The organism is Actinoplanes subglobosus (assembly GCF_042650585.1).
Lineage (GTDB): Bacteria > Actinomycetota > Actinomycetes > Mycobacteriales > Micromonosporaceae > Actinoplanes > Actinoplanes subglobosus.
Map to the genome: position 1 here is coordinate 43,379 of NZ_JBHSBL010000019.1, position 25,550 is coordinate 68,928.

30 protein-coding genes and 1 riboswitch are annotated in these 25,550 nt (G+C 71.2%); of the genes, 19 read left to right on the forward strand and 11 right to left on the reverse strand.

Annotated elements, in window-relative coordinates:
• Nucleotides 1-10: 10 nt before the first annotated feature.
• Nucleotides 11-87, reverse strand: a riboswitch (ZMP/ZTP riboswitch).
• A gap of 32 nt (nt 88-119) precedes the next feature.
• Entirely contained in the window at nt 120-1,211 is a 1,092-nt protein-coding gene (locus ACFO0C_RS25465; RefSeq protein WP_378069194.1) for a HEAT repeat domain-containing protein, read from the reverse strand.
• Nucleotides 1,208-1,732 (reverse strand): NUDIX domain-containing protein, encoded by a 525-nt coding sequence (locus ACFO0C_RS25470; RefSeq protein WP_378069195.1) that lies wholly within the window; start codon nt 1,730-1,732, stop codon nt 1,208-1,210. Before ACFO0C_RS25470 ends, ACFO0C_RS25465 begins: the two co-directional genes overlap by 4 nt.
• 12 nt (nt 1,733-1,744) lie before the next feature.
• Here ACFO0C_RS25470 and ACFO0C_RS25475 point away from each other — a divergent pair, with 12 nt between their 5' ends.
• Nucleotides 1,745-2,332, forward strand: a complete 588-nt coding sequence (locus ACFO0C_RS25475; RefSeq protein ID WP_378069196.1) for a hypothetical protein — start codon at nt 1,745-1,747, stop codon at nt 2,330-2,332.
• Here the strand turns inward: ACFO0C_RS25475 and ACFO0C_RS25480 are convergent.
• A complete protein-coding gene (locus tag ACFO0C_RS25480) occupies nt 2,305-3,243 on the reverse strand; it encodes a DUF2332 domain-containing protein (RefSeq protein WP_378069197.1) in 939 nt (312 codons plus the stop codon). The genes ACFO0C_RS25475 and ACFO0C_RS25480 overlap by 28 nt on opposite strands.
• Before the next feature lie 46 nt (nt 3,244-3,289).
• Here ACFO0C_RS25480 and ACFO0C_RS25485 point away from each other — a divergent pair, with 46 nt between their 5' ends.
• Both ACFO0C_RS25485 and ACFO0C_RS25490 read left to right on the forward strand, forming a co-directional pair.
• On the forward strand, nt 3,290-3,784 hold the full coding sequence (locus tag ACFO0C_RS25485) for a YfbM family protein (RefSeq protein ID WP_378069907.1): 495 nt from the start codon (nt 3,290-3,292) through the stop codon (nt 3,782-3,784).
• Between the two features lie 125 nt (nt 3,785-3,909).
• Nucleotides 3,910-4,302 (forward strand): hypothetical protein, encoded by a 393-nt coding sequence (locus ACFO0C_RS25490; protein WP_378069198.1) that lies wholly within the window; start codon nt 3,910-3,912, stop codon nt 4,300-4,302.
• 4 nt (nt 4,303-4,306) lie between these two features.
• Here the strand turns inward: ACFO0C_RS25490 and ACFO0C_RS25495 are convergent, their stop codons facing one another.
• Nucleotides 4,307-5,518 carry an MFS transporter gene (locus tag ACFO0C_RS25495; protein ID WP_378069199.1) on the reverse strand — a complete coding sequence of 404 codons (1,212 nt, stop codon included), beginning with the start codon at nt 5,516-5,518 and terminating at the stop codon, nt 4,307-4,309.
• 113 nt (nt 5,519-5,631) lie between these two features.
• On the opposite strand from ACFO0C_RS25495, the gene ACFO0C_RS25500 reads away from it, so the two are divergent.
• Nucleotides 5,632-6,384 carry a hypothetical protein gene (locus ACFO0C_RS25500; RefSeq protein WP_378069200.1) on the forward strand — a complete coding sequence of 251 codons (753 nt, stop codon included), beginning with the start codon at nt 5,632-5,634 and terminating at the stop codon, nt 6,382-6,384.
• A 96-nt stretch (nt 6,385-6,480) separates the two neighbouring features.
• On the opposite strand, the gene ACFO0C_RS25505 is transcribed toward ACFO0C_RS25500, so the two are convergent.
• Complete coding sequence (locus ACFO0C_RS25505; RefSeq protein ID WP_378069201.1) at nt 6,481-7,680, reverse strand: MFS transporter; 1,200 nt, start codon at nt 7,678-7,680, stop codon at nt 6,481-6,483.
• A gap of 74 nt (nt 7,681-7,754) precedes the next feature.
• Here ACFO0C_RS25505 and ACFO0C_RS25510 point away from each other — a divergent pair, with 74 nt between their 5' ends.
• Entirely contained in the window at nt 7,755-8,510 is a 756-nt protein-coding gene (locus tag ACFO0C_RS25510; RefSeq protein ID WP_378069202.1) for a DeoR/GlpR family DNA-binding transcription regulator, read from the forward strand.
• Nucleotides 8,511-8,519: 9 nt separating this feature from the next.
• On the opposite strand, the gene rpsN is transcribed toward ACFO0C_RS25510, so the two are convergent.
• On the reverse strand, nt 8,520-8,813 hold the full coding sequence (rpsN, locus tag ACFO0C_RS25515; protein ID WP_378069203.1) for a 30S ribosomal protein S14: 294 nt from the start codon (nt 8,811-8,813) through the stop codon (nt 8,520-8,522).
• A gap of 84 nt (nt 8,814-8,897) precedes the next feature.
• Between rpsN and ACFO0C_RS25520 the strand changes: the two genes are divergently transcribed.
• Nucleotides 8,898-10,076 (forward strand): CobW family GTP-binding protein, encoded by a 1,179-nt coding sequence (locus ACFO0C_RS25520; RefSeq protein WP_378069204.1) that lies wholly within the window; start codon nt 8,898-8,900, stop codon nt 10,074-10,076.
• Here the strand turns inward: ACFO0C_RS25520 and ACFO0C_RS25525 are convergent.
• Nucleotides 10,038-11,471: a hypothetical protein gene (locus ACFO0C_RS25525; RefSeq protein ID WP_378069205.1), complete on the reverse strand. Its 1,434-nt coding sequence runs from the start codon at nt 11,469-11,471 to the stop codon at nt 10,038-10,040. The two genes, ACFO0C_RS25520 and ACFO0C_RS25525, sit on opposite strands and share 39 nt — an antisense overlap.
• A 35-nt stretch (nt 11,472-11,506) precedes the next feature.
• On the opposite strand from ACFO0C_RS25525, the gene ACFO0C_RS25530 reads away from it, so the two are divergent.
• The 3 genes from ACFO0C_RS25530 to ACFO0C_RS25540 all read left to right on the forward strand — a co-directional run bounded on the left by ACFO0C_RS25530 (nt 11,507) and on the right by ACFO0C_RS25540 (nt 13,771).
• Entirely contained in the window at nt 11,507-12,253 is a 747-nt protein-coding gene (locus ACFO0C_RS25530; protein ID WP_378069206.1) for an SDR family oxidoreductase, read from the forward strand.
• A 62-nt stretch (nt 12,254-12,315) separates the two neighbouring features.
• Nucleotides 12,316-12,990, forward strand: a complete 675-nt coding sequence (locus tag ACFO0C_RS25535) for a DUF6891 domain-containing protein (protein WP_378069207.1) — start codon at nt 12,316-12,318, stop codon at nt 12,988-12,990.
• Nucleotides 12,991-13,045: 55 nt separating this feature from the next.
• Entirely contained in the window at nt 13,046-13,771 is a 726-nt protein-coding gene (locus ACFO0C_RS25540; protein WP_378069208.1) for a leucine-rich repeat domain-containing protein, read from the forward strand.
• Here the strand turns inward: ACFO0C_RS25540 and ACFO0C_RS25545 are convergent.
• Entirely contained in the window at nt 13,747-14,313 is a 567-nt protein-coding gene (locus ACFO0C_RS25545) for a GIY-YIG nuclease family protein (protein ID WP_378069209.1), read from the reverse strand. The genes ACFO0C_RS25540 and ACFO0C_RS25545 overlap by 25 nt on opposite strands.
• 386 nt (nt 14,314-14,699) lie before the next feature.
• Here ACFO0C_RS25545 and ACFO0C_RS25550 point away from each other — a divergent pair, with 386 nt between their 5' ends.
• A complete protein-coding gene (locus ACFO0C_RS25550) occupies nt 14,700-15,101 on the forward strand; it encodes a hypothetical protein (RefSeq protein WP_378069210.1) in 402 nt (133 codons plus the stop codon).
• A gap of 11 nt (nt 15,102-15,112) precedes the next feature.
• Here the strand turns inward: ACFO0C_RS25550 and ACFO0C_RS25555 are convergent, their stop codons facing one another.
• Nucleotides 15,113-15,289 (reverse strand): hypothetical protein, encoded by a 177-nt coding sequence (locus ACFO0C_RS25555; RefSeq protein ID WP_378069211.1) that lies wholly within the window; start codon nt 15,287-15,289, stop codon nt 15,113-15,115.
• A 43-nt stretch (nt 15,290-15,332) separates the two neighbouring features.
• Here ACFO0C_RS25555 and ACFO0C_RS25560 point away from each other — a divergent pair, with 43 nt between their 5' ends.
• From ACFO0C_RS25560 to ACFO0C_RS25575, 4 genes are read left to right on the forward strand one after another with little or no spacing between them, the layout of a single operon-like run.
• Nucleotides 15,333-15,695, forward strand: coding sequence for a nuclear transport factor 2 family protein (locus ACFO0C_RS25560; RefSeq protein WP_378069212.1), 363 nt, complete (start codon nt 15,333-15,335; stop codon nt 15,693-15,695).
• Between the two features lies 1 nt (nt 15,696).
• Nucleotides 15,697-16,125 carry a hypothetical protein gene (locus tag ACFO0C_RS25565; protein ID WP_378069213.1) on the forward strand — a complete coding sequence of 143 codons (429 nt, stop codon included), beginning with the start codon at nt 15,697-15,699 and terminating at the stop codon, nt 16,123-16,125.
• The gene (locus ACFO0C_RS25570; protein ID WP_378069214.1) at nt 16,122-16,556 is read left to right on the forward strand and encodes a hypothetical protein; all 435 of its coding nucleotides are present in this window, start codon (nt 16,122-16,124) and stop codon (nt 16,554-16,556) included. The genes ACFO0C_RS25565 and ACFO0C_RS25570 overlap by 4 nt, the downstream gene beginning before the upstream one ends.
• Nucleotides 16,557-16,585: 29 nt before the next feature.
• Nucleotides 16,586-17,404 carry a GNAT family N-acetyltransferase gene (locus ACFO0C_RS25575; protein ID WP_378069215.1) on the forward strand — a complete coding sequence of 273 codons (819 nt, stop codon included), beginning with the start codon at nt 16,586-16,588 and terminating at the stop codon, nt 17,402-17,404.
• On the opposite strand, the gene ACFO0C_RS25580 is transcribed toward ACFO0C_RS25575, so the two are convergent.
• Entirely contained in the window at nt 17,383-17,766 is a 384-nt protein-coding gene (locus tag ACFO0C_RS25580; protein ID WP_378069216.1) for a winged helix-turn-helix transcriptional regulator, read from the reverse strand. The two genes, ACFO0C_RS25575 and ACFO0C_RS25580, sit on opposite strands and share 22 nt — an antisense overlap.
• Nucleotides 17,767-17,813: 47 nt before the next feature.
• Between ACFO0C_RS25580 and ACFO0C_RS25585 the strand changes: the two genes are divergently transcribed.
• Genes ACFO0C_RS25585 through ACFO0C_RS25605 form a run of 5 tightly spaced genes read left to right on the forward strand, consistent with a single transcriptional unit; the run spans nt 17,814 to nt 24,984 of the window.
• Nucleotides 17,814-18,542: a hypothetical protein gene (locus ACFO0C_RS25585; protein WP_378069217.1), complete on the forward strand. Its 729-nt coding sequence runs from the start codon at nt 17,814-17,816 to the stop codon at nt 18,540-18,542.
• A 58-nt stretch (nt 18,543-18,600) separates the two neighbouring features.
• The gene (locus ACFO0C_RS25590; protein WP_378069218.1) at nt 18,601-19,899 is read left to right on the forward strand and encodes a glycoside-pentoside-hexuronide (GPH):cation symporter; all 1,299 of its coding nucleotides are present in this window, start codon (nt 18,601-18,603) and stop codon (nt 19,897-19,899) included.
• Nucleotides 19,896-22,736: a glycoside hydrolase family 2 TIM barrel-domain containing protein gene (locus tag ACFO0C_RS25595; protein WP_378069219.1), complete on the forward strand. Its 2,841-nt coding sequence runs from the start codon at nt 19,896-19,898 to the stop codon at nt 22,734-22,736. The genes ACFO0C_RS25590 and ACFO0C_RS25595 overlap by 4 nt, the downstream gene beginning before the upstream one ends.
• Nucleotides 22,733-24,355, forward strand: a complete 1,623-nt coding sequence (locus ACFO0C_RS25600; protein WP_378069220.1) for a glycoside hydrolase family 36 protein — start codon at nt 22,733-22,735, stop codon at nt 24,353-24,355. Before ACFO0C_RS25595 ends, ACFO0C_RS25600 begins: the two co-directional genes overlap by 4 nt.
• 2 nt (nt 24,356-24,357) lie before the next feature.
• Nucleotides 24,358-24,984, forward strand: coding sequence for a TetR/AcrR family transcriptional regulator (locus ACFO0C_RS25605; RefSeq protein WP_378069221.1), 627 nt, complete (start codon nt 24,358-24,360; stop codon nt 24,982-24,984).
• On the opposite strand, the gene ACFO0C_RS25610 is transcribed toward ACFO0C_RS25605, so the two are convergent.
• The gene (locus tag ACFO0C_RS25610; RefSeq protein ID WP_378069222.1) at nt 24,976-25,527 is read right to left on the reverse strand and encodes a thymidine kinase; all 552 of its coding nucleotides are present in this window, start codon (nt 25,525-25,527) and stop codon (nt 24,976-24,978) included. The two genes, ACFO0C_RS25605 and ACFO0C_RS25610, sit on opposite strands and share 9 nt — an antisense overlap.
• Nucleotides 25,528-25,550: the final 23 nt, after the last annotated feature.

Below are 25,550 nucleotides of genomic sequence, written 5' to 3' on the forward strand. Positions count from 1 at the left end.
TCCGGTGAAGGATGAGCACCCAGGCGGTCGATGCCCCCGACGTCACTCCCCGGTGGTGATCCACCCGCGCCAGTCGTGTCCGGCCACGCTATGACGGCGGACGGCACCGGTGCAACGGATTACCCCAGCCGGTCGAGCGCGACCCGGACGCGGGCCCGCACCGCGCGATCCGGATCGTCGGCGAGAGCTTCCACCAACGGCCGGGCCCCGGGGTGTCCGCTGACGCCCAGCGCGGTCACCAGGTCGGCCCGGACCAGGGGAGACTCATCGGCCGCCAGGACAGCCAGCTCCGGCCCGCCGTGACGCGCGAGTCCGGCGGCGACCGCGGCACGAACCCGCGGATCAGGATCGCCGAGATGGGCACGCAACACCTCGAGCCGCTGAACCCCACGAGCGGCGGCGGCCCGCACCGACGGCTCCGGGTCACCGAGCAGTACCGCGAGCGTGTCCTCGATTCCGAAAGAGGCACCGGGGGCGCCGGAGAGGAGACCGAGGGCGCCGGGGGCGGGATCGAGGTCCCCGGCGATGCCGGGGGAGATGAGTAGGGCGCCGAGCGCGTCGCCGAGCACCGACCGCACCGCCGGCGACGGGTCATGGGCCAGCCGGGCGAGATGCGGCACCGCATCCTCGGAGCCGAACCACCGCAACCCGGTGACCGCGGCGAGCCGGACCGGATCGTCCGGATCGGCCAGCGCCGCCACCACCAGCTCGAAAGCCCGCCGATCATCCTTGAGCTCGGCCAGCGAACCGACCGCCGCCTGCCGGACCGCACGGTCCGGATCGGCTGCCGCTGCCCGCAGCAGATCCAGGTCGGCGGGTTCGAGGACATACCCGAGCGCCCACACCGCCGCACTCCGCAGACCCGGATGCGCCGAACCCGCGAACGCGACGATCACCGGCCGGCACGCACCCGGATCCTTCCGCATCAGCTCGACGACCAGCTCGCCGATGAGACGGCGATGGTCACCGCCCTCCAGCGGCCTGGCGAACGCCCGCAGGACCAGCGGAAACGCGGCGACACCGCGCAGACCCACGAGGAGGTACGCCATCAGATCGCGCCCGTACCAGTCGTGGTCGTCCAGGCAGCGCTCCAGGGCGGCCTGCACCGGCGGCACGAGCGACAGGTCCCCGGATCCGGCCAGCTCCCGAACCAGCGGCCACGGGTCGTCGTCGGCGGCCAGCCGGAACACGTGGTCGAGGCGCCCGGTCACGTCCCGAGACGGTACAGGGTGAGCGCGGCCAGCGATGGGGCGTCGACGATCTGCCCCGTCCGGATCATGCTGGTGATCTCCTCGTCGGTGACCGCCCGGTGGATCATGTCCATCTCGGTCGCCTCCCGGTCGGGCTCACCCTCGGCCAGCCCCGACGCGAGATACACGTCGAAGCCCTGCGTGCAGTACCCGTAAGCCTCGTAGAGATGTCCGAGATGGATCATCTCCTCGGCGCGTAGCCCGGTCTCCTCGGCGAGCTCCTGCCGGGCCAGCGCGGCCGGATCGCCTTCGGCGCCGGCACCCCAGCTGCCCTGCGGGAACTCCCACGCCCGCCGCCCGACCGGGTACCGGAACTGCTCCACCATCCAGAACCCGTCCCGCCAGCGGGGCAGCACCAGCGCGAAGTCCGGTTTCTCGACCACCCCGTAGATGCCGGACGTGCCGTCGAGGCGGCGGATCTCGTCCTCCCGTACCGTCATCCATGGATTTCGATAGACGACGCGGCTGCTGATCTGCTCCATGGAAGGCCTCCGATGCTGTTGACGATCTCGGGTTCGAGTTGTTCCGGAAAGACGACCACGGTCCGCGCCTGCGGACCCATCGAGGGCCTGGTGTGCCACGACTTCGACGAGATCGGCGTGCCGCCCGGCGCTGATCTCGTCTGGCGGCAGCGCAGCCTGGAGGTCTGGCTCCAGCGGGCCCTGCGCTATCAGTCCGACGGCCTGGACATGCTGCTCACCGGCCAGTCGCCGCTCGGCGAGGTGCTCGCCTGCCCGTCGGCGGCCGCCCTCGACGGCATCGCGGCGTGCCTGCTCGACGTCGACGACGACGTGCGCCGCCGGCGACTCACCGAGCGTGACCCGGGCCGGTGGGACGCCCGGCAGACCGACGCGTTCATCAATTGGGCACGCTGGCAGCGGGCGCACGCCGCCGACCCCGGCCACCGGCCGGAAGTGATCACCGCCGGTGGCTGGGACGGAATGCGCTGGGATCGGTGGGACGAGCACCCCCGATGGGCGGTAACGGTCATCGACACGACCGGCCGCACCATCGGGGAGTCCGCCGCCGACCTGCGCCGGTGGATCGACGAGAGTCAGTCCGCGAACCAGGACATCGCCTGACCGTGGCCGCGCGCCCACGCCAGCGGCACACCGTCGAGCGCGACCACGTTGTGCAGCGTGTCGTCGGGTGCCGGCGGCAAGCCGTCGAACGGGACCACTCCGGGCGCCTCGACCGAGATCCGGTGCCCGGGCAGCGTCCGGACCAGTGCCTCGAACGCCTGCCGCCGCGGCTCCGGCACCTGGTACAGCACGGACGTGTGGAAGATGACGAGCGTCGCCCCGGCCGGCGCCTGCGCCGCGAGAGCCGGCAGGTCCTCGACGAGATCACCGCGGATCAGCGTCGGTGGATCAGCGGCGGCGATCGCGGCCGCGGCCCTCAATCGCTCGCGACGATGCTCGTGTTCCGGCCAGATCAGCGCGTCCAGCCAGCCGACATCGTCGGGATCGGTCACGCGCAGCGGGTTCAGGTCGAGACCGGCCCGCCACACCACCTCCGGCAGCCGGGCCGGCGGTTCGGTGCCGGTGAGCTCGCACTCCAGGACCGGACCTGCGGTCCCGAGCAGCCGGTCACCGTAGCGGTAGGAGTACCGGTCGGGATAGAGCCCGAGCCCGGCCGACGCGCCGACCTCCAGCAGGGCGAGGGGTTGCGGCAACTTCGCGAGTACGGGCAGCAGCACCGCACATCGTCCGGGCTCGTTCGTCTGTGTCGCCCGGACCCGGAGGTTCGCCGCGATCTCGTTCCAGTGGGCGACCGTGAAGTCGTGGAACCCGGCCGGGTCGTCGACCGGGCCGCCGAGCAGCCGAACCACCCCGAAGAGCAGGTTCGGCTGCCGTTTCGCCTCCGGAACCGTCTCCAGTAACTCGTGGATCGCCGGGTTCGCGGCCACCGCACGGGACAGCCGCTCGTAGGTGGGGGAGACGCCGTAGGCTTCCCGGGTGGCGAACTCGGTGTAGGTCGCTGCGGTACTCATTTCAGCGATCTTGGCACAGCCGTCGCGGAGGGGACGCCCCGTGGGAATGGAACTGATCGGCCGTCGTCTCTCCGACGCCGAACTGAAATCGGTCCACGACGACCCGGACACCGTCGAGGCGCTGCTCTTCGGCGATCTCAACGACTACGACGCCGAGATGCCCGAGCCCGAGCTGAATCTGGACAAGTTCTGGCACGGCGTGCACTACCTGCTGGCCGGTTCGGCATGGGACCTCGGCGATGGTGTCGCCGGCGCGGCGGTCCTGGGCGGCGAGGACATCGGCGAGGACGGCGGCTACGGCCCGGCCCGCCTGGTCACCGCCGACCGGGTCCGCGTGGTGGCCGACGCCCTCGACGCCCTGGACGACGACACGTTGCGCGCCCGCTTCGACCGCCGCGCGATGAAGGCCGCCGAGATCTACCCCGACATCTGGCACGAGGACGTCCCTGCCGACAGATTCCTGGGGCACGTCGCCGACCTGCGGCGTTTCTACCGCTCCGCCGCCGACAACGACCAGGCACTGCTCCTGATGATCACCTAGATGACCGGCTCCCGCCGTCCATATCGCTGACCGATTGATCGCGCGGCGCGATGACTCGCAGGCCAGCGTTCAAAGGCGGGCATACTTCGGGCGAATAGTACCAATTCGTCGGCAAGGAGTTTGTGATGAACGCAGTAGTGGCGGTGGCCCTCGGATCGGTCCTCGCCGTGGCGCCCGCGACGGCCGTCCAGGCCGGGCCCGGATTCATCGACATCACGGTCGAGGTGCAGACCGGCGTTGCCGACGACGAAGGCAACGCGGACTGTCAGGAGTCGAACGTCGTGACCCAGACCGCCCCCACCGGCTACTACATCGACGAGGACTCCATCGAGATCGAGATGCTCGTCGAGCAGGGCACCGGCAACTCCGTCGACTACGACTTCACCGACTACGACGCCCTCGGCCGGCCCGTGGAGATCATCGTGTCGGCTCGCGCATGCAGTGAGGACGCGGCCTGGGCGGGCATCGGGCATACGGAGGGGCGGGTGACTGGGGCGTTCAAAGCCGCTTCCTGGTGACCGGTCACGGGACGGCCTGTTCGCTCGACGCTTCTTCCCGCGCGGTCAGCGGGCCGTTCAGGACGTGGACGACGACGGTCGCCACCGTGGTGAGGGCGGCCAGGGTCAGCCACGGCACGGCCGGGCCGCGGGTGTAAAGCGCGGTGAAGAACACCGGCGCGAGGACGCTCGCGAAGGCGAAACAGTACTGGTAGACCGCGAGATAACGGTCCCGCTGCGCGGGTGGCGCGGCCGCCGCGGACAGGGCGTTCGACAGCGGCGCGTGGATCAGGTCGGCGGCGGCGAAGAGGATCAGACCCACCAGGAGGTACGGGATGAGCACCGTTCCCGGAACCTGGACCGCCGCCGCGTACACCAGCGCCCACACCACCCACAGCACCCCGGCCAGCGCCAGCCCCCGCGGCCGGGACAGCGGCCGGACCAGCCGGACGGCCAGCGCCTGTCCCGACGCGAGCAGGACCGTGTTCGCCGCCAGCAGCGGCCCGACCAGCCAGTCCGGGGCGGGCAGCGCCTCGACCAGATAGACCGGCAACGCCACCCCGATGAACACGCTGCACAGTGCGAACACCGTGTTGACCGCGATCAGCAGCAGGTAGGGCCGGTCGCGCATCATCGCCCGGTAGCCACCCGCCACCGATTCGGCGGTGACCGGCGCGTCCCGTGGCGCGAACAGCAGCAGCACCCCCGACACCAGGAACGTCACCGCGTTGAACCAGACCACCGGCTGATACCAGCCGTACGCCACGACCAGCCCGCCGAGCAGCGTCCCGGCGCCCATCGACGCCATCTGGATCATGCCGGTGACCGCGTACCGCCGGTCGGTGTGCCCCCGTTGCTCGCCGGGCTCGCCGAGGCCGGCGACGACCGGGAAGAACGACGACCAGAACAGCCGCTGACCGATCGAGGCGAGCATGGCCACGGCCAGCACCCCGGCGGCACTGTGCGCCCACCCGTACGCCCCGAACGCCGCCGCTTGCAGGACCTGCGCGAGGATCACCCGGTCGACCGCCCGGAACCGGTGCGCCACGTGCCCCACCAGCAGCGGAACCGGCAGTGACGCCACAGCGGCGGCGCTCAGCAGCACCCCGACGGTGCCCAGCGACAGCCCGGCGACCTCGGTGAAGTACAGCAGCGACACCGGCAGGAACAGGCCGCTGCCGAACATGTCGACGGCAAGGGCCAGAGCGAGCGGAACGAGGCGTCGGCGTCCGGGCATCCGAGTTGTCTAACAGAACCGCACCCATCGATGCCGCCGAATTATTCGTCTGGCCGCCGGGTGTCCGAGCGATAGCCGACATCATTCTCCCGGCCGTCTGGCAAGATCGCGGGATGACTTCATCGCCGGGCTGGCTCAGCCGTTATCAGCGGGGGCAACGGCAGCGGGTGTGGCTGGAGCTGCGCCAGGTCGGCAGCACTCTCCGCGGGACCGGACTCGGCGAGGAGGCGCAGCTGGTCTGCGACGAGATGGCGCGCCGGGCCCGGCAGAACATCGAGGTCCTTGTCGAACGGCTGACGGAGGACGGCTACCGATTCCACTCCAACGACGACGGTCAGGTGCCGATGCTGCCGCATGCCCCTCCGACGGCGGGCGCTGCGGAGTACGTACAACGGCTGGAGGACCGGTTCGGTGCCGTACCCATGACGTTGTCGGCGTGGGCGCGCATCGTCGGGGACGTCTGGTTCGTGGGCACCCACCCGTCGATGCCGGGCCTGGCGGGCGCCGACCCGCTCGTGATCGAGCTGGAGGGCAGCCTGCACGAGGTGCCGCGGTGGTTCGTCGACGTCGTCGACGAGGAGTGGGACGACTGGCAGGAGAGGCAGGCGGAGGACCCCGACGACGAACCGTTCGTGCTCCCGGTCGCGCCCGATCACTATCACAAGAACAACACCAGCGGCGGCGGGGCGTACGGCTTCATCCTTCCCGACGGGTGCGTCGACGGGGTCTTCAGCTGGGAGACCGACCTGCCGTTCGTCTCCTACCTGAACTGGGTTTTCAGCGACGGCGGTTTCCCTCGGCCGCCCGGTGACAAGGACTGGTGGCAGCTGCGGCGCCGTCTCACCAAGGACCTGCTGCCGCTGTAGGAGGGACCGCCGGTCACGCGGCAGCAGGTGGGCGGGCCGTCGATCGGCCGTCGGTGCCTCCGGACCAGCGTCCGGCCGATCAGCGCGGCCCGGGCTTCACCGCTGGTGGGCCTTGGCCGGGAGCGGGCGGACGGCGGTGGCGATGAGGGCGGCCAGACCGAGCAGGGCGGCCACCGTGATCAGGGCGCGGAGCACGGTGATCCGGTCGCCGAGGAAGCCGATCACCGGTGGGCCGGCCAGGAACGCGCAGTAGCCGATGGAGGCGATCACGCTGACGCGGGCGGCCGCGCGGGACGGGTCGTCGCCGCCGGCGCTCATGCCGACCGGGAAGCCGAGTGACGCGCCGAGGCCCCAGAGCAGGGCGCCGGCGTAGGCGAGAACCGGGTGGGGGGCGAAGACGAACAGGGCGACACCGGCGGTGCCGATCAGGGCGAGGATGCGTACGACAACCGTGCGCCCGTGCCGGTCCAGGATGGCCGGACCGTACCAGCGGCCGATGGTCATCGCGACGAGGAAGCCGGCGAACGCGAGCGTGCCCAGCGCCGGTGACACGTGGTGGCCGTCGATGGCGGCGATGCTGATCCAGTCGTTGCCGACGCCTTCGGTGAAGGCGAAGCACAGCACGAACACGCCGATGAGCAGGGTGCGCGGCTCCTTCCACGCGGCGAGCGCGCTGAACCGCGGTGCCCTGTCGGCGGTGCCGGGATCGGGCTCGTCCTGGTCGGCGACGAAGTGGCGGGCCTGCCACACCACGGCGGCCACGACCACGGCGGCGACTCCGGTCAGGTGGGCGGCGACCGGCACGTGCAGGGCGACCATGCCGGTGCCGAGCAGTGCGCCGGCGACGGTGCCGAGGCTGAAACCGGCGTGGAAGCGGGACATGATCGAGCTGCCGAGGTGCCGTTCGACGACGGTGCCCTGCACGTTCATGCCGACGTCCCAGGCGCCGTTGGCGAAGCCGAGCAGGAACAGTCCGATCACGACGGGTACGACGCCGGCGAGCGAGCCGATGGCGGCGACGGTCAGGCCGACGCCGAGCAGGACGGCCATCGCCATGACGGTGCGTGACGACCCGATCCTGGTGACGACCGGCCCGGAGAGGGGGAGCGCGAGCAGGGAGCCGGCGGCGATGGCGAGCAGGACCAGGCCGAGGCCCGCCGGGTCGAGTCCGAGCTGGTCGCGGACCTGCGGGATGCGGGACGCCCAGCTGGCGAACGCGAAGCCGGAGCCGATGAAGGCGACGTAGGTGGCCGTGGTGGCCGCCCGGACCGTTTCCGGCCTTACAGTTGTGAACATGTTTTCGAACATAACAAACAGCGATGATGTTCGGAAAGTTGTATCGGGGCCAACTTTGCTGTTCAATGACGGGCATGACGATCAGTGACCGGCATCGGCGGATCCTCGACGCGGTGCAGCAGGCCGGCCAGGTCGGCGTCACCCGGCTCGCCGAGCTGACCGGCACCTCCGAGATGACCGTCCGCCGGGATCTGGAGCATCTCGCCGACCAGGGCGTCATCGAGCGTTACCGGGGCGGCGCGCGCAGCCTGACGCTGCGCGGAGAAGAGCCTCCCTTCACGGTACGCGCGCACGACGGCCACGAGGCGAAACGCCGGATCGCCGCGGCCGTGGCCGACATGATCGCCGACGGTGAGGCCGTCGTCCTGGACAGCGGCACCACCTGTGTCGAGGTGGCCCGCCTGCTGACCGCCCGCCGGCTCACCGTCATGCCGATGTCCCTGCACGCCGTCGACGTGCTGGTCGGCGCGCCCGGGTTGCGGCTGCTGCTGCCCGGCGGCGAGCCGCGGGCCGGCGAGCTGGCGCTGACCGGCCCGCTGGCCCTGGCATCGCTGGCCGCGCTGCGTTTCGACACCGCGATCCTCGGCTGCTGCGGCCTGACCGCCGACGGGATGACCGCCTACGACCTGGAGGACGCCGCGGTCAAACGCGCGATGATCGCCTCCGCCCACCGGGTGATCGCGGTGGCCGACCCGGCTAAGTTCACCCGCACGGCCCTGGCTCACGTGGCGCCGGTGTCCGCCTTCGACGTCGTCGTCACGACCGACGACGCCCTTGAGGAACACACCGGTGCCCTCGGCTCGGCGGGGACGATCGTCCGGCGGGTGTGAGCCGGCTGCTCAGAGGGAGGCCTTGCGGACCCCGGGGAGCTCACCGCGTAGCGCCATCTCGCGGAACCGGACGCGGGACAGCCCGAAACGGCTGAACACGCCGCGTGGCCGGCCGTCGATCATGTCGCGGCTGCGGCGCCGGGACGGGCTGGCGTCGCGGGGCAGCCGGGCCAGTCCGCGTAGTGCCTCGGCGCGGGTGTCCGGGTCGAGGACCTGCCGTTTCAGCTCGGTGCGGCGGTCGCAGTGGCGTGCGGACAGTTCGGTCCGGCGCTTCTCGCGCTCGGTGAGGCTGCGGCGGGCCATCAGAGCCGCACCCTCTCGTGGTTCCCGTGGTGGTTCGACATGCCGACACTTTACAATGAAAATCATTTCCAACAAGATGGGGTGGTGAACGTCCAACTGACCACCACCGCCGTCACCGTGCTGTCCGGCTTCGTCCCCAGCGCGGTGCAGGCCACCGCACAGGCCCTCCTCATCGCCGACGACCGGCTCGTCGCGGTGAGCCACGACATCACCGGCATCCGCGACGGCATCGTGCTGCGGACCGTCCGTACCGCGACCGGCATCCTCGAACACGAGACCGTCCGGATCGAACACGGCTGCGTCGCCTGCACCCTGCGCGAGGACGTCGTACCCACCCTGGCCCGCCTCGCCGCCGAACAACCCGGACGTGACCTGCTGCTGGTCCTGCCGCACACGATCGAACCGGAAGCCGTCGCCACCGCCTGCGGACCGCTGACCGAGGTCCGGTTCGACTCCTACGTCACCGTCGTCGACACCGACCGGTTCCTCGACGACCTGGTCAGCACCGACGACCTGCGCCACCGCGGCCTGCACGCCGCCGACGACGACCACCGCACGGTCGCCGACGTGGTCGTGCACCAGGTCGAGTTCAGTGACACCGTCGTGCTGTGGAGCCGCCCCGGCAGCGACCGCGACCACGTCGACCGGCTCGGCGCGCTCGTGCACCGGCTCGCCCCGTGGGCCGTGCAGGTACCCACCGGCACCACCCACAGCCTCGACATCGGCGGACTGTCCACGCTGGTCCGCGGCACCCGCCGGCACGACCCCGAACGCCCGGGAACGCTCGGTCTCGCCCTCGAAGGCCGTGCCATCGGCGTCCACGACCCGCAGACCAGCGTCGTGTTCCGCTGCCGGCGGCCGTTCCACCCGCAACGGCTGCACGACGCCCTCGACGAGCTGACCGCCGACGCCGTCCGCGGCCGTGGGCAGCTGTGGATCGCCAGTCAGCCCGACACCGTCATCGCGTTCGAGTCGGCCGGTGGGGGAGTGAGCTTCGGCAGTCTCGGTTACTGGCTGGACGCGCTGCCCGCCGACCGCTGGATGGAAGCCGGTGACCAGCGCAGGATCGCCGCCGATCTGTCCTGGCACCCCTACTACGGCGACCGGCGGACCGCGCTCGCCCTGATCGGGCTCGACCTGGACCACACGGCACTGACCGGGCTGCTCAGCCGCTGCCTGCTCACCGACGACGAGGTGGCGCAGGGGTTCGCGGCATGGCGGGAACTACCCGATCCGTTCGAGGGCTGCTTCCCAGTCCAATGACGGGTTCGCGGCGGCGTCGACGGCCAGGAACGGGTCGTCGAGCAGGGCGGTGAGCCGGTCGGCGGGCAGGCGCGGGCAGCGGACGGCCGCGACCCGGACCTGGTCGTCGGGGTCGCGGGTCAGCAGGTCGGCGGTCGCCGGGTCGAGTGCGGGGTCGTGCAACGCCAGCGCGCGGATCCGGGGATCGTCGTGGGTGGCGAAACGGGCCAGCCCGTCGAACGGGAACTGAGGCCGGGCCAGTACTTCCTGCCGGGCGTGGCCCTCGAGGAAGCAGCGCAACAACAGCTCGCCCGGCGCCTCCGGGTGGGTGGTCGCGAGCTTCTCCCGTACCACCGCATCGGGGTCGTCGGCGAGGACCGCCACCAGATCGGTGGGCAACCCGGTGACCGACGCCGCCCGCCGGCGCAGCCGGGGGTTGTCCGACCGCGCCCACCGGATCGCCCGCGGCAGATCGATTTCGGGCAAGATCAGCGCGGCCCGGTCGTCGTCGCTGACGAGGGCCCACTCGGCGAGGATCCGGCGGACCTCGGGATCCGGGTCGGCCGCCAGCCGTCGCACCAGGTCGTCCGGCAGGTCGGCGCGGTGGGCGATCCCGCCGCGGACCGACGGGTCCGGATCGCCGGCGAGCCGCCGCACCTGGTCGGCGGTCAGGTCCTGGTCGGTGACGGCGGCCCGGACGCCGGCGTCGGCGTGCCGTGACAGCGTCTCCACCAGGTCGGCGGGCGTCGTCGGGTTCGCGCCGACACTCCTCATGGCCTGCACGTCACCGGACGCCACCACCTGCTCGGCCAGCTCCCGCGACAACGGCATGTGCAGCACGACCCAGAACATGTGGCAGTGCTGACCGGGCAGATCGGCCGGCACCCGTGGGCGGTGCCGCTCGGCCGCGGCAGCCGCCACCAGCGGATCCGGGTCGTCCAGCAGCAGCTCCGGTTTCCGCGAGGCCGCCTGCCGGCGCACCCGCGGATCCGGGTGTTGTGCCGCCGCACGGATCCTGCCCACATCGCCGAAGAAGATCTCCTCGAAGTACTCGTCGACCGTCAACCACCCGTCCGGCGGGGGTTCGCATGCGCCGGACAGCACCTGTTCCAGAGCATCCGGGGGCAGCGGCGGACGATGGCGCCCTTCGAGGGCGCTGAGGCGCACCCGTGAGTCGTCGTCGGCGAGCAGACGAACCCGTAGCGCCGGATTGACGTCCGGATGCCTGCCGAGAGCCGACCGCACCAGCCGTGACGGGTGCCCGGCCATCGCCTCCTGCAACGGCATCGGCAGACGTGCCCGGCCGTGAAGGCCCGAGGTCAGCGCGTCAGGCCAGTCCCGCAGCAGCCGGACCAGAGCGTCCGCCGGCACCGAGGGGTTCTGGACGAGACCGCGCACCACGAGTTCGGAAAACACCGTCACATTCTGCCGAACCGGTTCGTCCTGCTGTCATGAAGCACATCCTCGTCACCGGTTCCACCGGCACCCTCGGCCGCCCGGTGGCCGACCTCCTCACCGCGCAGGGCCACCACGTCCGCGGCCTGAGCCGCCGCCCGGGCGCCGCCCACCAGGGTGATCTCGTCACCGGCGCCGGCCTCGACGCGGCCCTCGCGGGCGTCGACACGGTCGTGCACTGCGCCAGCGACACCCGCCGGCAGGGAAAGACCGACATCGCCGGCACCCGCAACCTGCTCGACGCCGCCGCCCGCGCCGGGCACCCGCACGTCATCTTCGTCTCGATCGTCGGCGTCGACCGGATCCCGTTCCCCTACTACCGGATCAAGCTCGACGTCGAAGGCCTGATCACGGCGTACGGCGGGACGACCCTGCGGGCCACCCAGTTCCACGAGTTCGTCCTGTCCGGCGCCCGGCTGGCCGCCAAGCTGCCGCTCGTGTTCGCACCGGACGTCGACGTCCAGCCGATCTCCACCGCCGACGTCGCCGCCCGCCTCGCCGAACTCGCCGCCGACCCGGTCCCGGGCCGCGCCGACGACCTCGGCGGACCCGAGGTGCTGCACGCCCCCGACCTGTTCCGCTCCTACCTGGAAGCGATCGGCAGCCACCGCCGGGTGGTCCCGGTCCGCCTTCCCGGTGCCGCGTTCCGCGCCTTCCGCGACGGCGCACACCTCACCCCGGCGCATCGGTCCGGCGGCGAGCGATGGTCCGGCTTCCTCGGCGGTACGGCCGTCAAGCGCTGATCCATTTCGGGCGGCCCGGTGCCCTCACCGGGCCGCGATCACGCTGTGTCATCATCACCGGCATGAGTACTTGGGTCTACAACGATCGCCCCGACGGTGTGAGCTTCCTGCCTGCCCGGATCACCGGACCGGCCCGCACCGGGATCGAGGAGGAGATCTGGACCTGGATCGTCCGGGGCGACGACGACCCGGCCGAGTTCGTCGAGTACCTCGAGGACGACGAGGACCGGCACGGCCTCACCGACGAGGAGCTGACCGCGGCGTACGAGGCGGCCCTCGCGTTCCGGCGCGATCAGCAACGGTCGTGGGGTGAGATCCGCAGCAACCTGACGATGGCCTTCGACGAGCTCAACGCGCGCGGCGTCCTCGCCCGGGAGAACTTCAGCTGCTGCGGCACCTGCGCGTCGGCCGAGATCCACGACGAGCGCGACGACTCGCGGCACTGGCACGGCTACGTCTGGTACCACCAGCAGGACACCGACTCGCTGATCGCCGACCCCACCGGTTCGGTCTACCTGGGCTACGGCGTGTATCCGCCGGCCGACTTCGACGAGGAGGCGTACGAGAAGCTGGCCGACAGCGAGAAGGAGGCCGCCTACCAGATCGACCTCGAACACCTGATGGACGCCGTGGTCTTCCCGACCCTCCAGAAACACGGCATGCAGGTCGTCTGGAACCGTGACCAGTCCAAACGCATCCTGGTGACCGGCGCCCACTGGTACGCGCCCCTCGACTGACCGGGAATTGTCGGACCAACGGGGTGACTACCGGTCAGCGCCTAGCATGTGGCGCATGCGGGAGGCACAGGAACGGATCGAGGCCGCGCTGGCGACGCGGGCGACGGCGCTCGACCTGTCGCGGTGCGGGCTGCACGAGGTGCCCGAGCAGGTGCGCGGGCTCACCCACCTCGAATCGCTCGACCTCCAGTTCAACAGCCTCGACGACCTGCCCGGCTGGCTGACCGAGCTGGACGCGCTGACCGGCCTCAACGTGCAGAGCAACGCCCTGGAGGAGGTGCCCGACGTGATCGGGTCGCTGACCGGGCTCCAGGTGCTCAGCCTGAGCGAGAACAATCTGGAGGCCGGCCCGCTCGACGCCCTCGGCCGGCTGACGAACCTGCGCGAACTCGCCCTGATCGACACCCGGTCGGATCGGCTGCCCGCCAGCATCGGCGACCTGACCCACCTCACCGACCTGGACCTCTACCTCGGCTGGTTCAACGACTCGCCGGACAGCCTGCCCGCGACGATGGGGCAGCTCACCGAGCTGACCCGCCTCGAGCTGTCCCGCAACGGCCTGACCACCGTCCCCGAGTGGATCCGCGGTCTGACGAAGCTGCGGGAGCTCGGCCTGTGGCTGAACGAGATCGACGAGATCCCCGACTGGATCGCCGAGCTGACCGAGCTCCGAGACCTGTCACTGCCCGGCGAACCGGACGACGCGCTCCTGGCGAGACTGCGCGGGCTGCCCCACCTGCGGAAAGTCAGCTTCGACTACGACGAGGTCGACCTGTTGTAGGCGGCCTTGGCGTCGACCACCGCCTGCTGGACGTGCTCACGGTCCACGCCGCTCACGTTCAACGGCGGGTGCAGGCGACGGACCAGAGTGGCCTCCACCGAGACCGGCTCGGCGTCCTGGGCCCAGGTCAGCCACAGGTTCGCGTGCATCCACGCGGTCAGACGGGCCTCGTCCTCCGGGACCAGCACGACCCGGTCGGTGAAGGTCGTCCGGTAGCCCTCGGAGAGAAGCAACCCGGCCAGGGTGCGACGCAGCGTCGAGCTACCCGAACGCCGCAGGTGGTTCCGCAGGATCCGGCCGCGCAGGTTGCCGGCCCGCCCGAGATACAGCATCCGCATTGACGGGTCGTGCTCGTTCGCCCGGCCGGGCAACTCGGGGAAGACCGCCGGACCGGCCCACCACGCGTAGACACCGCCGCCCCGGGCGAGCTGCCGGACGGCGACGTCCAGGGCCACCGGCACACCGGACAGCAGCCGCAGGGCCGCTTCCGCCCTGGCCAGGGCGGGTGACATGGCATCGGTCGGAGATTCGGGTGTCGTCATCGGGAGTCATCCTAGGCAACACGCCGGGCCAGCCTGCCGATCGAGGTCCCGGCCCGCATCGCCGGATCTGCCGCACCCGCTCCGAGGCATCGTCCTCCTACACCCGATAGCCGTTGCCGCAACGCCAGGGGCCGCAGCAGTCCTTGTTCGGCAGGCCTCGTCGTAGCGGTGACCCGCGCACACGTTGACGTTGCGTGTGCTCGTGCCGTCGTCCCGGCGTGGTTGAGCGCTCACGATCGGCCGTGTGTGTTCGCTCGTGCCCGTTCGGGCAAGAACCGGGCCGCACGGTCGATCACTGTGTGCGCTGGTCGACGTTGCCGTCCCGCGCCACCGGCAGCAGCGGTTCCCCGACCGGCATGGAGCGGTCGTGGTATGTAATTGCCCCCGTGTCCCGCTCTCACACCATCCGGTATCGGTTCGCGACCGTGCGCCGCGGTGACGCCGATCTGCTGGTGGTGGCCTTCTCAGGCACGTACGACGAGAGCGACGGCGACGGCGTGTTCATGCGGGCCGTGCTCGCCTCCGCGCGCCGGGCGCACACACCGGCCGGTGTCGTACTGGACCTGCGCGACCTCGATTACCGCTCCGGCGACATGATGGCTTCGGTGCTCGACGACGCCGTCGTCCACGGCGTGAACCCGGCGGTCGTGGTGTCCGACAGCTGCCGCAAGGCCCTGACCAGCCTGGTCACCTCCGAACTGGGCGAGGACCCGGGCGCGTGGCTGTTCGGCAGCGTCGATGACGCGCTGCGTGCCGTCGACGCGGCCCGGCACCGCCGCGGGACTTGACACCGCCTGCCTCAGTCGATGTCGAAGATGCTGTGCTTGTCGTAGAAATGCAGGACGTAACGGCAGCGGACACAGATCATCAGTGTCATCCGGTGGCTGGTGAACCCCCATCGGCTGTCCTGGCGGGACTCCTCCTGCTGGAACTCGGTCCCGTGGCACAGGGGGCAGGCGAGCTGCGGTTCAGTCACGGTCGCCAGGATAGTGCTCGCGGGCGACCGGCATGATGGGTCCGTGACCGTCGACATCCACCGGCTGCACCGGGCGTTCGAGGAGGCCGAGTCCCGCGGCGACACCGGCGCCTTGGACACTCTGCTGGCCGACGACTTCCGTTCCATCGGCGAGCAGGGATACGTGCTGGACAAGGCGCAATGGCTCGGCAAGTTCGCCGACTTCGCCTACACCGGCGTCGAGAGCAGCGACATCGAGATCGCCGCCTACGAGCACGCGGCCATCGTCAGGTGCGTGCAGCACAGCAGCTCGGTCTGGCGCGGGCAGCCGATGGAGCTGACCGTCCGGGTCAGTCAGACGTGGGTCGAGCAGGCCGGCGGCTGGCGCCTGGCCGGTATCCAGTTCAGCTCCCTCGTCGGTGAATAGCGTGGACGACCGCGACGACGGCGTCGAGCCGGGCTTTCTGGACGCGCCGGAGCTGATGGTCCACGTCGAGGAGGCGCTGCGCCTGGTCAACCGGGATGTGGCGACGATCGGGCCGGGCCGGGAGTGCCGGTTCCGGTTCTTCGACGAGGAGCGCGGCCGCAACGGCAACGCCTACGTCGAGACGTGGGACGGGCACACCGGGTCGGGGTGCGGTGTCCACCCGCGTGAGGGCGCCGATCCGGTGTCCGCGCTGGTGGCGGTGGCCGAGGACGCGCAGGACGCGGTGATGCACGCGCTGTGGTCGGCCTGGCCGGTGTGTCCCGGTCACCGTGGCGGTGTGCATGCCCGCGAGCATGACGGGGCCGCGGTCTGGTGGTGCGGGGGCGGTGGTCATGCCGTCGCGCTCATCGGCGAGTGGCCGCACCGGTGACGGAACCCGTCCGGGTGGTGCGCTCCTACCAGGAACGGATGGCCGGCTACCGGCGGGTGCTCGAAGCGCGGTCACCACACACGACCCTCGATCGTCTGCGGGAGCTGGCCGGCGACCCGATTCGCCCGGTGCGCCTGTGGACGGCCCGTAACCCGCGCACCCCGCCCGACGCACTGGACCGGCTGATGGACGACGAGGACAGCTCGGTCGAGTACAACGCGCTGCTCCACCACGACACTCCCGGTCCCGCTCTGCAGCGCACGGCCGGCCGGGAGGAGGTCCGCTTCGGCGACCGGCACCTCCTCGACCGCGCGATGATCGCCCACCACCCGAACACACCGGACGACCTGCGGCGCCGTCTGCTGGAGCAGGGCGCCTGCACCTGCCCGGCGTGGTGTTCCGGGCTGGCGCCGTTCGGTCCGCGAGGGTGACCCGCCGGTAGGGCTTACAGTGCGGTGGTATGGCGGGGTTTCTGCTGCGGCCGTTGCGGGCCGGGGATGCGGTCGGGGAGCGGCTGGCGGCGGCGGAGTGGTCGCTGGTGGCGGAGGACGGGGACGGGACGGTCGCCGGGTGGGCGTCGTTGCGGTCGTGGACCGAGGACGACGGGGTTCACCTGTTCCTCACCCACGGGCACGTGCGGGCGGCGGACCGGCGGCGTGGACTCGGCGGGATGCTGCTGGACGAGACCGAGGTGGCCGCGGCCCGGCTCAGCGAGCAGAGGCGCCTCGGTGGGACGGTGATGCTCGGTGGCAACGCCGACGACGGGCAGCACGACCGGGCGGCGCTGCTGGCCAGCCGGGGGTACGCACGGATCTTCACGATGATCTGGATGCGGCGGGACGCTTCGGCCGTACCGCTGAGGGATCTGCCGCAAGGGATCGCGGTGCGCAACGCGACCGTGGACGATGCCGGGGATCTGTGGCGGCTCGCGCAGCGGGCGTGGGCCGGCAGGCCGTTCGTGACCCTGCCGCCGGAGGACCGGCTGCGGGACTGGCTGCGACGGTCGGACCGGTCGTCGTTCCTGGTGGCGACGTCGGGGGAGCGGATCGCCGGTTTCGTGGCGGTGCACGGTGACGAGATCGAGGATGTCGCCGTCGACCCGGATTTCCAGCGGCGCGGGCTGGCGTCGGCACTGCTGACCCGGGCGCTGGTGGCGCTCGGCGGGCCGGCGCGGCTGCGGACGGAGGCGCACGATCCGGCCGGGGCGCGCACGCTGTACGAGAGGCTCGGCTTCCGGGTGGCGACCCGTCATCACCGTTACCGCAAGCGGCTGCGGTAACGCGCCCGGGCGTCGGTGATCGCCGGCTCGTGCTCGACCGCCCACTCACCGACAGCGATGATCAGCGGCAGCAGGGACGCACCGAGAGCGGTGATCGCATACTCGACGTGCGAGTCGGCGGCCCGTCGGCTGACCAGGCCGTTCTCCTCCAGGCCGCGCAGCGTGCGGGTCAGGATGCGCCGGCTGAGGCCCTCGACCGCGCGGTGGAGCCGGTTGAACCCGGAGGGCCCGCCGTCACGCAGGACGACCAGGATCAGGACGGACCATTTCTCGCCGACGAGGCGCAGCACGTCGGGCACCCCGGTCGCCGCGCACGACGAACGGTCGGCGGCGGTGACCGGCAGGGGCACGACCGGTGACATGAATGTGCCTTCTTTCGGCCGGGTCCGGTGGCGTCGACGATCCCAGTATGCGCACTGTGGTGATCGCGGGCGGGACCCGCGGAATCGGCCGGGCCCTGGCCACCTCGCTGGACGCCGACGTCATCGCTCTCGGCAGCGCCGACGCCGACCTGACGTCGGTGCGGGAGACCCGGGACCTGATCGGTCGTCTGCCGGACCGGATCGACGCCCTGGTCCTGTCGGCCGGATCGTTCTCGCGGCGGCGGATCGTGACCGCCGAGGGCCACGAGCGGACGTTCGCGATCGGTGTCCTGGCCCGTTATCTGCTGGCCGACGGCCTGCGCCCGGCCCTGGAACGCTCCCCGGATCCGATGATCCTCAACCTGTGCGGGGTGGGTGGCATCCGGGCCGGTCATGTGCACTGGGACGACCTGACCCTGACCCGCGGGTACTCGCTGTTCGCGGCGACGATGCAGGTGGCACGGGCCAACGATCTGCTCGGCGCCGGATTCGCGGGCGAGTATCCGGGCACTCCGATCCGGTATGTCCTTTACAACCCGTTGTTCGTCGACAGCGGGATGCACGTCCATTTCGACCAGCCGATGCGTGCACTGGTCGGTGGCGCCGCGAAAGTTCTCGGGATGTCGGCGCGGAGGGCCGCCGAGCCGCTGAAAGCCCTGGTCGATGTCCCTCCGGCGGACTGCCTGACCGCTTTGCGCCGGGGCGTGGCGGTGCCGCTGCCGGACGCCTCGGATGCCGCGCGTATGTACGACGTGATCCGCACCACGCTAAAATGACACACGTGTGTTATTTTCTGGCCCGCGGTGAGATCGCCGGGACAGGAAGGCACACGCGATGGGCTGGAGCACGAAACTCGCCTACGGCTGGGGGAGCCTGGGCAACAACATCATCTACGGGTTCGTCGCGACGTACCTGGCGCTGTTCTACACCGACGAACTGGGCGTCACGGCCGCCGCCGCGTCGCTGCTGTTCCTGGTCGTCCGGGTGGTCGACGCCCTGTTCGACCCGGTCATGGGGATGCTCGTGGACCGCACCTCGTCACGCTGGGGACGGTTCCGGCCGTACCTGCTGTTCGCCCCGCCGCTGCTGGGCCTGCTCACCGTGCTGTGCTTCTCGATCCCGCAGCTCGGCGAGTCGACGACGCTCGCGCTGGCCTACCTGAGCTACCTGCTGTGGGGGCTGTCGTTCTCGGCCATGGACGTGCCCTACTGGTCGATGTCGGCGGCCCTCACCCTGGACGCCCGCGAACGCACCTCGCTGGTCATGGTCCCGCGCACCCTGGCCAGCATCGGCTTCATCGGCGTCAACATCATCACGCTGCCGCTGGTGGCCGCGCTGTCCTGGCCGGCGGTCGCGGTCCTCTACGCGGTCACCGCCATGATCCTGACCTGGATCACCTTCGCCCGGGTCCGCGAACGCGAGGACTACGTGCCGTCCCCCCGCTACGGGGCACGCGAGATGCTGGCGCTGTTCGCCAGGAACGGCCCGCTCCTGCTGCTGCTCCTGGCGATGCTGCTGACCGAGATCGCGTTCACGATCCGCAGCATCATCCCCGCCTACTACCTGCGCTACAACTTCGACGCCGAGGCGCTGGTGCCCGCGTTCGTCGGCGTCTTCGCGATCACCACGGTCACCGGCTCACTGATCAGCCCGGCCGCGGCCAGACTGTGGGGCAAGCGGACGGCGGCACTGGCCGGCCTCGCCGTCACCACCGTCACCTCGATCGGATCGTGGCTGACCGGCTACGAGTCGCTGACACCGATGCTGGTGTGGATCGCGATCACCGGGCTCGGCTACGGCGTCACCAACATCACCCTGCTGTCGATGCTGGCCGACACCGTCGAGTACGGGCAGTGGCGCACCGGACGGCGTACCGAGGGACTGGTCTTCTCCAGCAACATCTTCAAGACCAAGGTCGCCTCCGCGATCGGCGCGTCCCTCGGCCTCGCCCTGCTCGGCGTCTTCGGCTACGTCGCCAACACCGACCAGACCCGGGCCACCCTCGACGGCCTGCACGCGACCATGACGATCGTTCCCGGCGTCATCGGCGTGCTCGCCGCGATCCCGCTCATCTGGTACCGCCTCGACGAACAACGTCACGCCGAACTGGTCCGGGAGCTCGAACTCGCGTGAACATCGACCGTATGCGCCGCGACGTCGAGGACCCGCGCGTGGTGGGCTGGGGCCGCATGCCGCAACGCGCCGAACGCTCCGACGCCGACACCATCGAACGGATCAGCCTCCGCGGCACCTGGGACTTCGCCTGGAGCCCCACCCTGTCCTTCAATCCTGGCCTGTCCGAAAATGACACATGGGGGAAGATCGAGGTCCCGGCCGTCTGGGAACTCAACGGCCACGGCACCCCCTACTACCTGGCGTTCCGCTACCCACCGGCGATCGGCCGGGACGGCCGCCTCAGCACCACCGACCGGCCGACCGGCGTCTACCGCCGCCACCTCGACATCCCGCCCGAATGGGCCGGCCGCCGGATCACACTGCGCTTCGAGAGCGTCAAATCCGCCTTCCACCTGCTGATCGACGGCGAACTCGTCGGCTACAGCGAAGGCTCCATGACCGGTGCCACCTTCGACCTGACCGGCCGGACCGGCTGCGAGGTCACCGTCGTGGTGCACCGCTACTCGACCGGGACCATCCTCGAAGACCAGGACATGTGGTTCCTCTCCGGCATCACCCGCGACGTCTGGCTCGAGGCCGAACCCGCCCACGCCCCCTGGGACATCGCCGTCACGACTGATTACGACCATGTCGAAGAGCGGGGCTCGCTGCGGGTCGAGGTCGACGCTCACGTCCAGGTCCACCTCGGCGACGACCTCATCGCCGAGGGCAGCGGGTCATTGCAGGCGGTCGACCTGCGGGTCCGTCCCTGGAGCGCCGAGACCCCCATGCTGTACGGGCTCCGCGTCACCACCCAGCCGCAGGACGGCACCCCCGACGTCCGCCACCTACGCGTCGGATTCCGGCGCGTCGAGATCGCCGGCGAGCAACTCAGAGTCAACGGCCGCCCGATCGTCCTGCACGGCGTCAACCGCCACGACTTCCACCCGAGCCGGATCTGGGACGTCCCCGCCGACGTCCGCGAACACGACATCGCCCTGATGAAGGCCGCCAACGTCAACGCGATCCGCCTGTCGCACTACCCCAACCCGGACCAGGTCTACCGGCTCGCCGACGAACACGGCCTCTACGTCATGGACGAGGCCGAGGTCGAGTCGCACGGGGTCCGCCGCCGAGGCATCCCCGGCGACGACCCGCAATGGCTGCCGTCGGTGCTCGCCCGCGTCGAGGCGATGGTCCGCCGCTCCCGCAACCACCCGTCGGTGATCATGTGGTCGCTGGGCAACGAGGCCGGCGACGGCGAGGCGTTCCGTGCCGCCAAACGGGCCGTCCTCGCCCTCGACGACACCCGGCCGGTCCACTACGAGGGCGACACCACCCTCACCACCTCCGACGTGTACTCCCTGATGTACCCGACACCCCAGCTCGAACGGCGCATCGGCCGGCACCGGGACGTGCGGATCAACCCACTCCAGCGGCTGCTCAACAAGCTCGGCGGCGACGACAAGGCGTTCACCGCGCGGCAGTACGCGGGGCGGCCGGTCATCGCCTGCGAGTACGCCCACGCCATGGAGAACAGCTTCGGCAACGCCGCCGACCACGTCGAGAACTTCCACCGGTACCCCAACTGGGCCGGTGGCTTCGTCTGGGACTGGGTGGATCAGACGATCGCCGTACCGCTGAAGTCCGGTATTGATCGGCAGGCCTATGGCGGCGCCTTCGGGGAGACGCCGACCGACCGCTGGTTCTGCGCCAACGGCATCGTCGCCGCCGACCGCACCCCGCACCCCGCCTACGACGAACTGGCGAAGGTCTACCAGCACGTCGTGATCACCCGCACCGGCGACGGGATCCGGCTCACCAACCGGCACACCTTCCTCGACCTGACCGGCCAGACCCTGCGCTGGCGCCTCGAACGCGACGGCACGACGGTCGCGTCCGGCGAGGTCGGCGACATCGTCACCGCCCCCGGCCGGACCCGCGACCTCCGGCTGCCGATCATGCCGATCGCCGGTCCCGGCCTGTGGGCCCTGATGATCGAGGTCGGTGAGATCGCCTGGGAACAGTTCGAACTGGCCCGCATCCCGGACACCGGCTTCTCCGAATACGCCGGCGTCGACACCCGCGACGGCGCGATCACCTCACTGCGGTTCGGCGGCGTCGAGTTCCTGCGCAGCCCACTCCGGCTGAACCTGTGGCGCGCCGCGACCGACAACGATCGCGGCCTGGCCAACTTCGCACCCGTCCTGACACCCCTGACCGGGGTGAACGCGTGGCGCCGCGCGAACCGGCGGGCCCGCCCCTACCGCAACGATCCGGGCCGGATGCGCTGGCGCGTCCGCGGCGCCGACATCCGCCTCGCCGTCGAGGCCACCCTGTCCGGCGTCCGTGTCGAGATGTGGGCCACCGCCGGACGGCACCAGCTGATCCGGGCCGGGCTGACCGGCACCCTCGACGACCGGCTCTCCCACGTCGAATGGATCGGGCGCGGCCGCGGCGAGAACTATCGTGACCGCTGTTCGGGGTCCCCGCTCGGACGGTGGTCACGGTCGGTGGAAGAATTCCCGCACCGGTACGCCCATCCGCAGGAGAACGGGAACCGTACCGGTCTGGAGAGGCTGACACTCACCGGCGGCGGCCTCACCCTGACCATCCGCCGCATCGCCGGTGACCCGTTCGAGGCGTCGGTCCGGCCGTACACGCAGGAGCAGCTCGCCGCGGCCGCGTACGCCGACGAACTGCCCGCCACCGGGCCGGCGACGCTGTCGCTCGACGTCGCCCAGCGCGGGGTCGGCGGCGACAAGCCGGGCGACCTGCGGCTCCAGCGGGCCGGCCGGCTCGCCCCCGGAAGGACCTGGCACTGCGCATGGCTGATCGAAGGGACGACGCGATGACCGAGTGGAGGCTCGCCGTCCGGCGGCGCGGCACCGTCGTGCCGGTCAGCGCCACCGACGCGACCGTCACCACCAGCGGCGACGGCCCCGGCTTCTGGCTCGACGTCACCGCCGGCGCCGCCGAGCTCGAACTCGACCACCTGGTCATCCGGCTGCCCGCCGCGGTGCGGCCCGGCGACCTGGCCTGGCTGTCCGGTTACCAGACCTGGTCGGAGTCGCAGGTCCGGCCCCTGGCGGCCCGGCGACGGCCCCTGCACCCGGTGGCCCGGCTCTTCAAACTCGACCGGTACGGCGACGCCGCCATCGCCCGCGACCAGCGCGACCCGCGTGCCGAATGCTCCCACGAGGTCCTCGCCGTCCAGAACGGCACCGGCGCCCAGCTGTGGGGATCCCGGCTCGGCTTCGACGCGTACACCGTCATCGAAGCCGGCACCGACGAGCTGCGGATCGTCGTCGACGTCGCCGGCTGGCGCCTCGAACCCGGCCGCACCACCCGGGTCGCCTGGATCGAGCACCACCACGGCGAGCACGCCCCGGAACTGCTGCGCGCCTGGGCCGCCACCGTCGCCACCGCCCGGCCCGCCGACGCGATCACCGGCTGGACCAGCTGGTACCGCTACTACGGCGACATCGACGCCCGGCGGCTCACCGGCGAGATCGACGTCCTCGCCGCCTCCGGGGTCCGGTTCGACGTGTTCCAGATCGACGACGGCTGGCAGGCCCGCGTCGGCGACTGGACCGGCTTCGCCCCCGGCTTCCCCGACGGGGTCGCCCCGCTCGCCGCGTCCGCCCGCCGCGCCGGGATGCGGCCCGGCCTGTGGCTCGCCCCGTTCGTCACCGCCCGCAACAGCGACCTCGCCGAGGCACACCCCGACTGGCTGCTGCGCGACGACCGCGGCCACCGGGTGCCGGCCGGCTGGAACCCGGGCTGGAAAGGCACCTTCTACGCCCTCGACCTGCAACACCCCGAGGTCGTCGACCACCTGGCCGGTGTCGTGCGTACCGCCCGCGACGTGTGGGGTTTCGGGTTCTTCAAACTCGACTTCCTCTACGCGGCCGCGCTCGACGGGCGCCCCGGCGCCACCCGCGCCCAGCGGATGCGCCGCGCCATGACCCTGCTCCGCGAGTGGTGCGGCGAGGCCGCCGTCCTGGGCTGCGGGGTGCCGCTGGTCAGTGCGGCCGGCCTGGTCGAGTACTGCCGGGTCGGCGCCGACGTCGCGGCCAGGTGGGAGGACCCGGTCCAGCGGGCCCTGCGCTACCCGGAACGCATCTCCACCGTGTCGTCGATGCGCAGCAGCGTGGCCCGCGCCTGGACGGACGGCGTCTGGTTCGGCAACGACCCGGACGTGGTCATCCTGCGCACCGACGACACCCGGCTCAGCGAGGCCGAACGCCGGGCCCTGTTCACCGTCAACACCACCCTCGGGTCGCTGGTGTTCGTCAGCGACGACGTCGCCGGCTACGACGACGAGACGATGGCGCTCCTGGCCGGCTGGGACCCGCCCGGCGCGGCCACCGTCCGCCAGCACTCCCGGGCCGGGGGAGTGGACCACCTCGTCACCGATCGCGGGTCGCTGGGCCTCGCGCTCGGCGACGTCACCGGCCGTGTGGTCGGCTAGCCGTGGGCGTACGGGAGAGACGCCGTGAGGCACTGGTCGCCGCCGCCCGCGAACTGTTCCTGGAGCGGGGCGTCGATCAGGTCACCATCGACGACATCGCCGATCGCTGCGACGTCACCCGCCGGACCGTCTACCGCTACTTCGCCACCCGTGAGCAGGTCGCCCTCGCCGTCGAGGTGGACGTGCTCCAGCGGTGGGCCCAGGTGCTCGCCGAACACAGCCCGCGGTGGACCGGCACCGGTGCCCAACGGCTACGGGCCGCCTTCGCCGACGTCGAACAGCTCGTCGACGACGCCGCCGACGAGGTCCGCTTCACCCGCGTCTTCGACGCCCAGCCCGGCGTCAACGTCACCGACGAGCTGGGCCGGCAGTTCCACGCCGTGGTCCGTGACCTGCTCGCCCCGATCGTGGAGATCCTCGCCGCCGGCCGCCGCGACGGCACCCTGCACTACACGGTCCCGCCCGAGCTGATGGCCTCCACCATGACCAACGCCTACCTCGGTCTCGCCCAGCGCGTCTACGGCATGGGCGACCGGCTCGCCGGTGAGCAGGGCATCGAACCACGCCGGATGCTCACCGAACTGGGCCGCCTCTTCCTCACCGGCCTGGGAGCGGCGCCCTCACGGTAGGACCACACACCGCCGGCAGCGGGCCTCATAGGTGTACGTCCCGTCGTCGGGCAGCGCCGTCGACGGGGCCAGCTCGCGGATCATCGGCTTGCCGTGCTCCAGCACCTGGGTGTGCGTCGCGTCCAGCGACCGGCACACGTCACAGACCGCCCGCCGGTAGATCACCTCGGCCGGCGCCAGCTCGAACAGCGCCCGCACCGGCGCGAACAGCTGCCCCCGATGATCCAGGTCGATGCCGGCGACCACCACCTTGACCCCCGACCGCACCGCCGCCCCGAGGATCGCGATGTCGTCGACGGTGAACATGTGGATCTCGTCGACCCCGATCACCTCGACCCCGTCGTCGGCCGCCCCGGCCAGGCTGTGCACCTTGACCGTCCGCAGGCTGCCGCCCGACCGCGACGTCACCGCCGTGTCCCGCCCGTGCCGCGCCGACTGGAACACCCGGTGCGGAATGTTCGCATACTGCAGCGGCGACAACAGGCTGATCATCTCAAGCGACTTGCCGCCCTTCATCGGGCCGAGGATCACGGTCAGGTCCATGCCGCACACCGTGCCACCCCACC

What these genes read in the sequence shown, in the direction of transcription:
- ACFO0C_RS25470 (WP_378069195.1), bottom strand. Translation starts at nt 1,732, where the DNA reads ATGGAGCAGATCAGCAGCCGCGTCGTCTATCGAAATCCATGGATGACG.
- ACFO0C_RS25475 (WP_378069196.1), top strand. Translation starts at nt 1,745, where the DNA reads ATGCTGTTGACGATCTCGGGTTCGAGTTGTTCCGGAAAGACGACCACG.
- ACFO0C_RS25480 (WP_378069197.1), bottom strand. Translation starts at nt 3,243, where the DNA reads ATGAGTACCGCAGCGACCTACACCGAGTTCGCCACCCGGGAAGCCTAC.
- ACFO0C_RS25485 (WP_378069907.1), top strand. Translation starts at nt 3,290, where the DNA reads ATGGAACTGATCGGCCGTCGTCTCTCCGACGCCGAACTGAAATCGGTC.
- ACFO0C_RS25490 (WP_378069198.1), top strand. Translation starts at nt 3,910, where the DNA reads ATGAACGCAGTAGTGGCGGTGGCCCTCGGATCGGTCCTCGCCGTGGCG.
- ACFO0C_RS25495 (WP_378069199.1), bottom strand. Translation starts at nt 5,518, where the DNA reads ATGCCCGGACGCCGACGCCTCGTTCCGCTCGCTCTGGCCCTTGCCGTC.
- ACFO0C_RS25500 (WP_378069200.1), top strand. Translation starts at nt 5,632, where the DNA reads ATGACTTCATCGCCGGGCTGGCTCAGCCGTTATCAGCGGGGGCAACGG.
- ACFO0C_RS25505 (WP_378069201.1), bottom strand. Translation starts at nt 7,680, where the DNA reads ATGTTCACAACTGTAAGGCCGGAAACGGTCCGGGCGGCCACCACGGCC.
- ACFO0C_RS25510 (WP_378069202.1), top strand. Translation starts at nt 7,755, where the DNA reads ATGACGATCAGTGACCGGCATCGGCGGATCCTCGACGCGGTGCAGCAG.
- rpsN (WP_378069203.1), bottom strand. Translation starts at nt 8,813, where the DNA reads ATGGCCCGCCGCAGCCTCACCGAGCGCGAGAAGCGCCGGACCGAACTG.
- ACFO0C_RS25530 (WP_378069206.1), top strand. Translation starts at nt 11,507, where the DNA reads ATGAAGCACATCCTCGTCACCGGTTCCACCGGCACCCTCGGCCGCCCG.
- ACFO0C_RS25535 (WP_378069207.1), top strand. Translation starts at nt 12,316, where the DNA reads ATGAGTACTTGGGTCTACAACGATCGCCCCGACGGTGTGAGCTTCCTG.
- ACFO0C_RS25540 (WP_378069208.1), top strand. Translation starts at nt 13,046, where the DNA reads ATGCGGGAGGCACAGGAACGGATCGAGGCCGCGCTGGCGACGCGGGCG.
- ACFO0C_RS25545 (WP_378069209.1), bottom strand. Translation starts at nt 14,313, where the DNA reads ATGACGACACCCGAATCTCCGACCGATGCCATGTCACCCGCCCTGGCC.
- ACFO0C_RS25575 (WP_378069215.1), top strand. Translation starts at nt 16,586, where the DNA reads ATGGCGGGGTTTCTGCTGCGGCCGTTGCGGGCCGGGGATGCGGTCGGG.
- ACFO0C_RS25580 (WP_378069216.1), bottom strand. Translation starts at nt 17,766, where the DNA reads ATGTCACCGGTCGTGCCCCTGCCGGTCACCGCCGCCGACCGTTCGTCG.
- ACFO0C_RS25585 (WP_378069217.1), top strand. Translation starts at nt 17,814, where the DNA reads ATGCGCACTGTGGTGATCGCGGGCGGGACCCGCGGAATCGGCCGGGCC.
- ACFO0C_RS25590 (WP_378069218.1), top strand. Translation starts at nt 18,601, where the DNA reads ATGGGCTGGAGCACGAAACTCGCCTACGGCTGGGGGAGCCTGGGCAAC.
- ACFO0C_RS25600 (WP_378069220.1), top strand. Translation starts at nt 22,733, where the DNA reads ATGACCGAGTGGAGGCTCGCCGTCCGGCGGCGCGGCACCGTCGTGCCG.
- ACFO0C_RS25610 (WP_378069222.1), bottom strand. Translation starts at nt 25,527, where the DNA reads ATGGACCTGACCGTGATCCTCGGCCCGATGAAGGGCGGCAAGTCGCTT.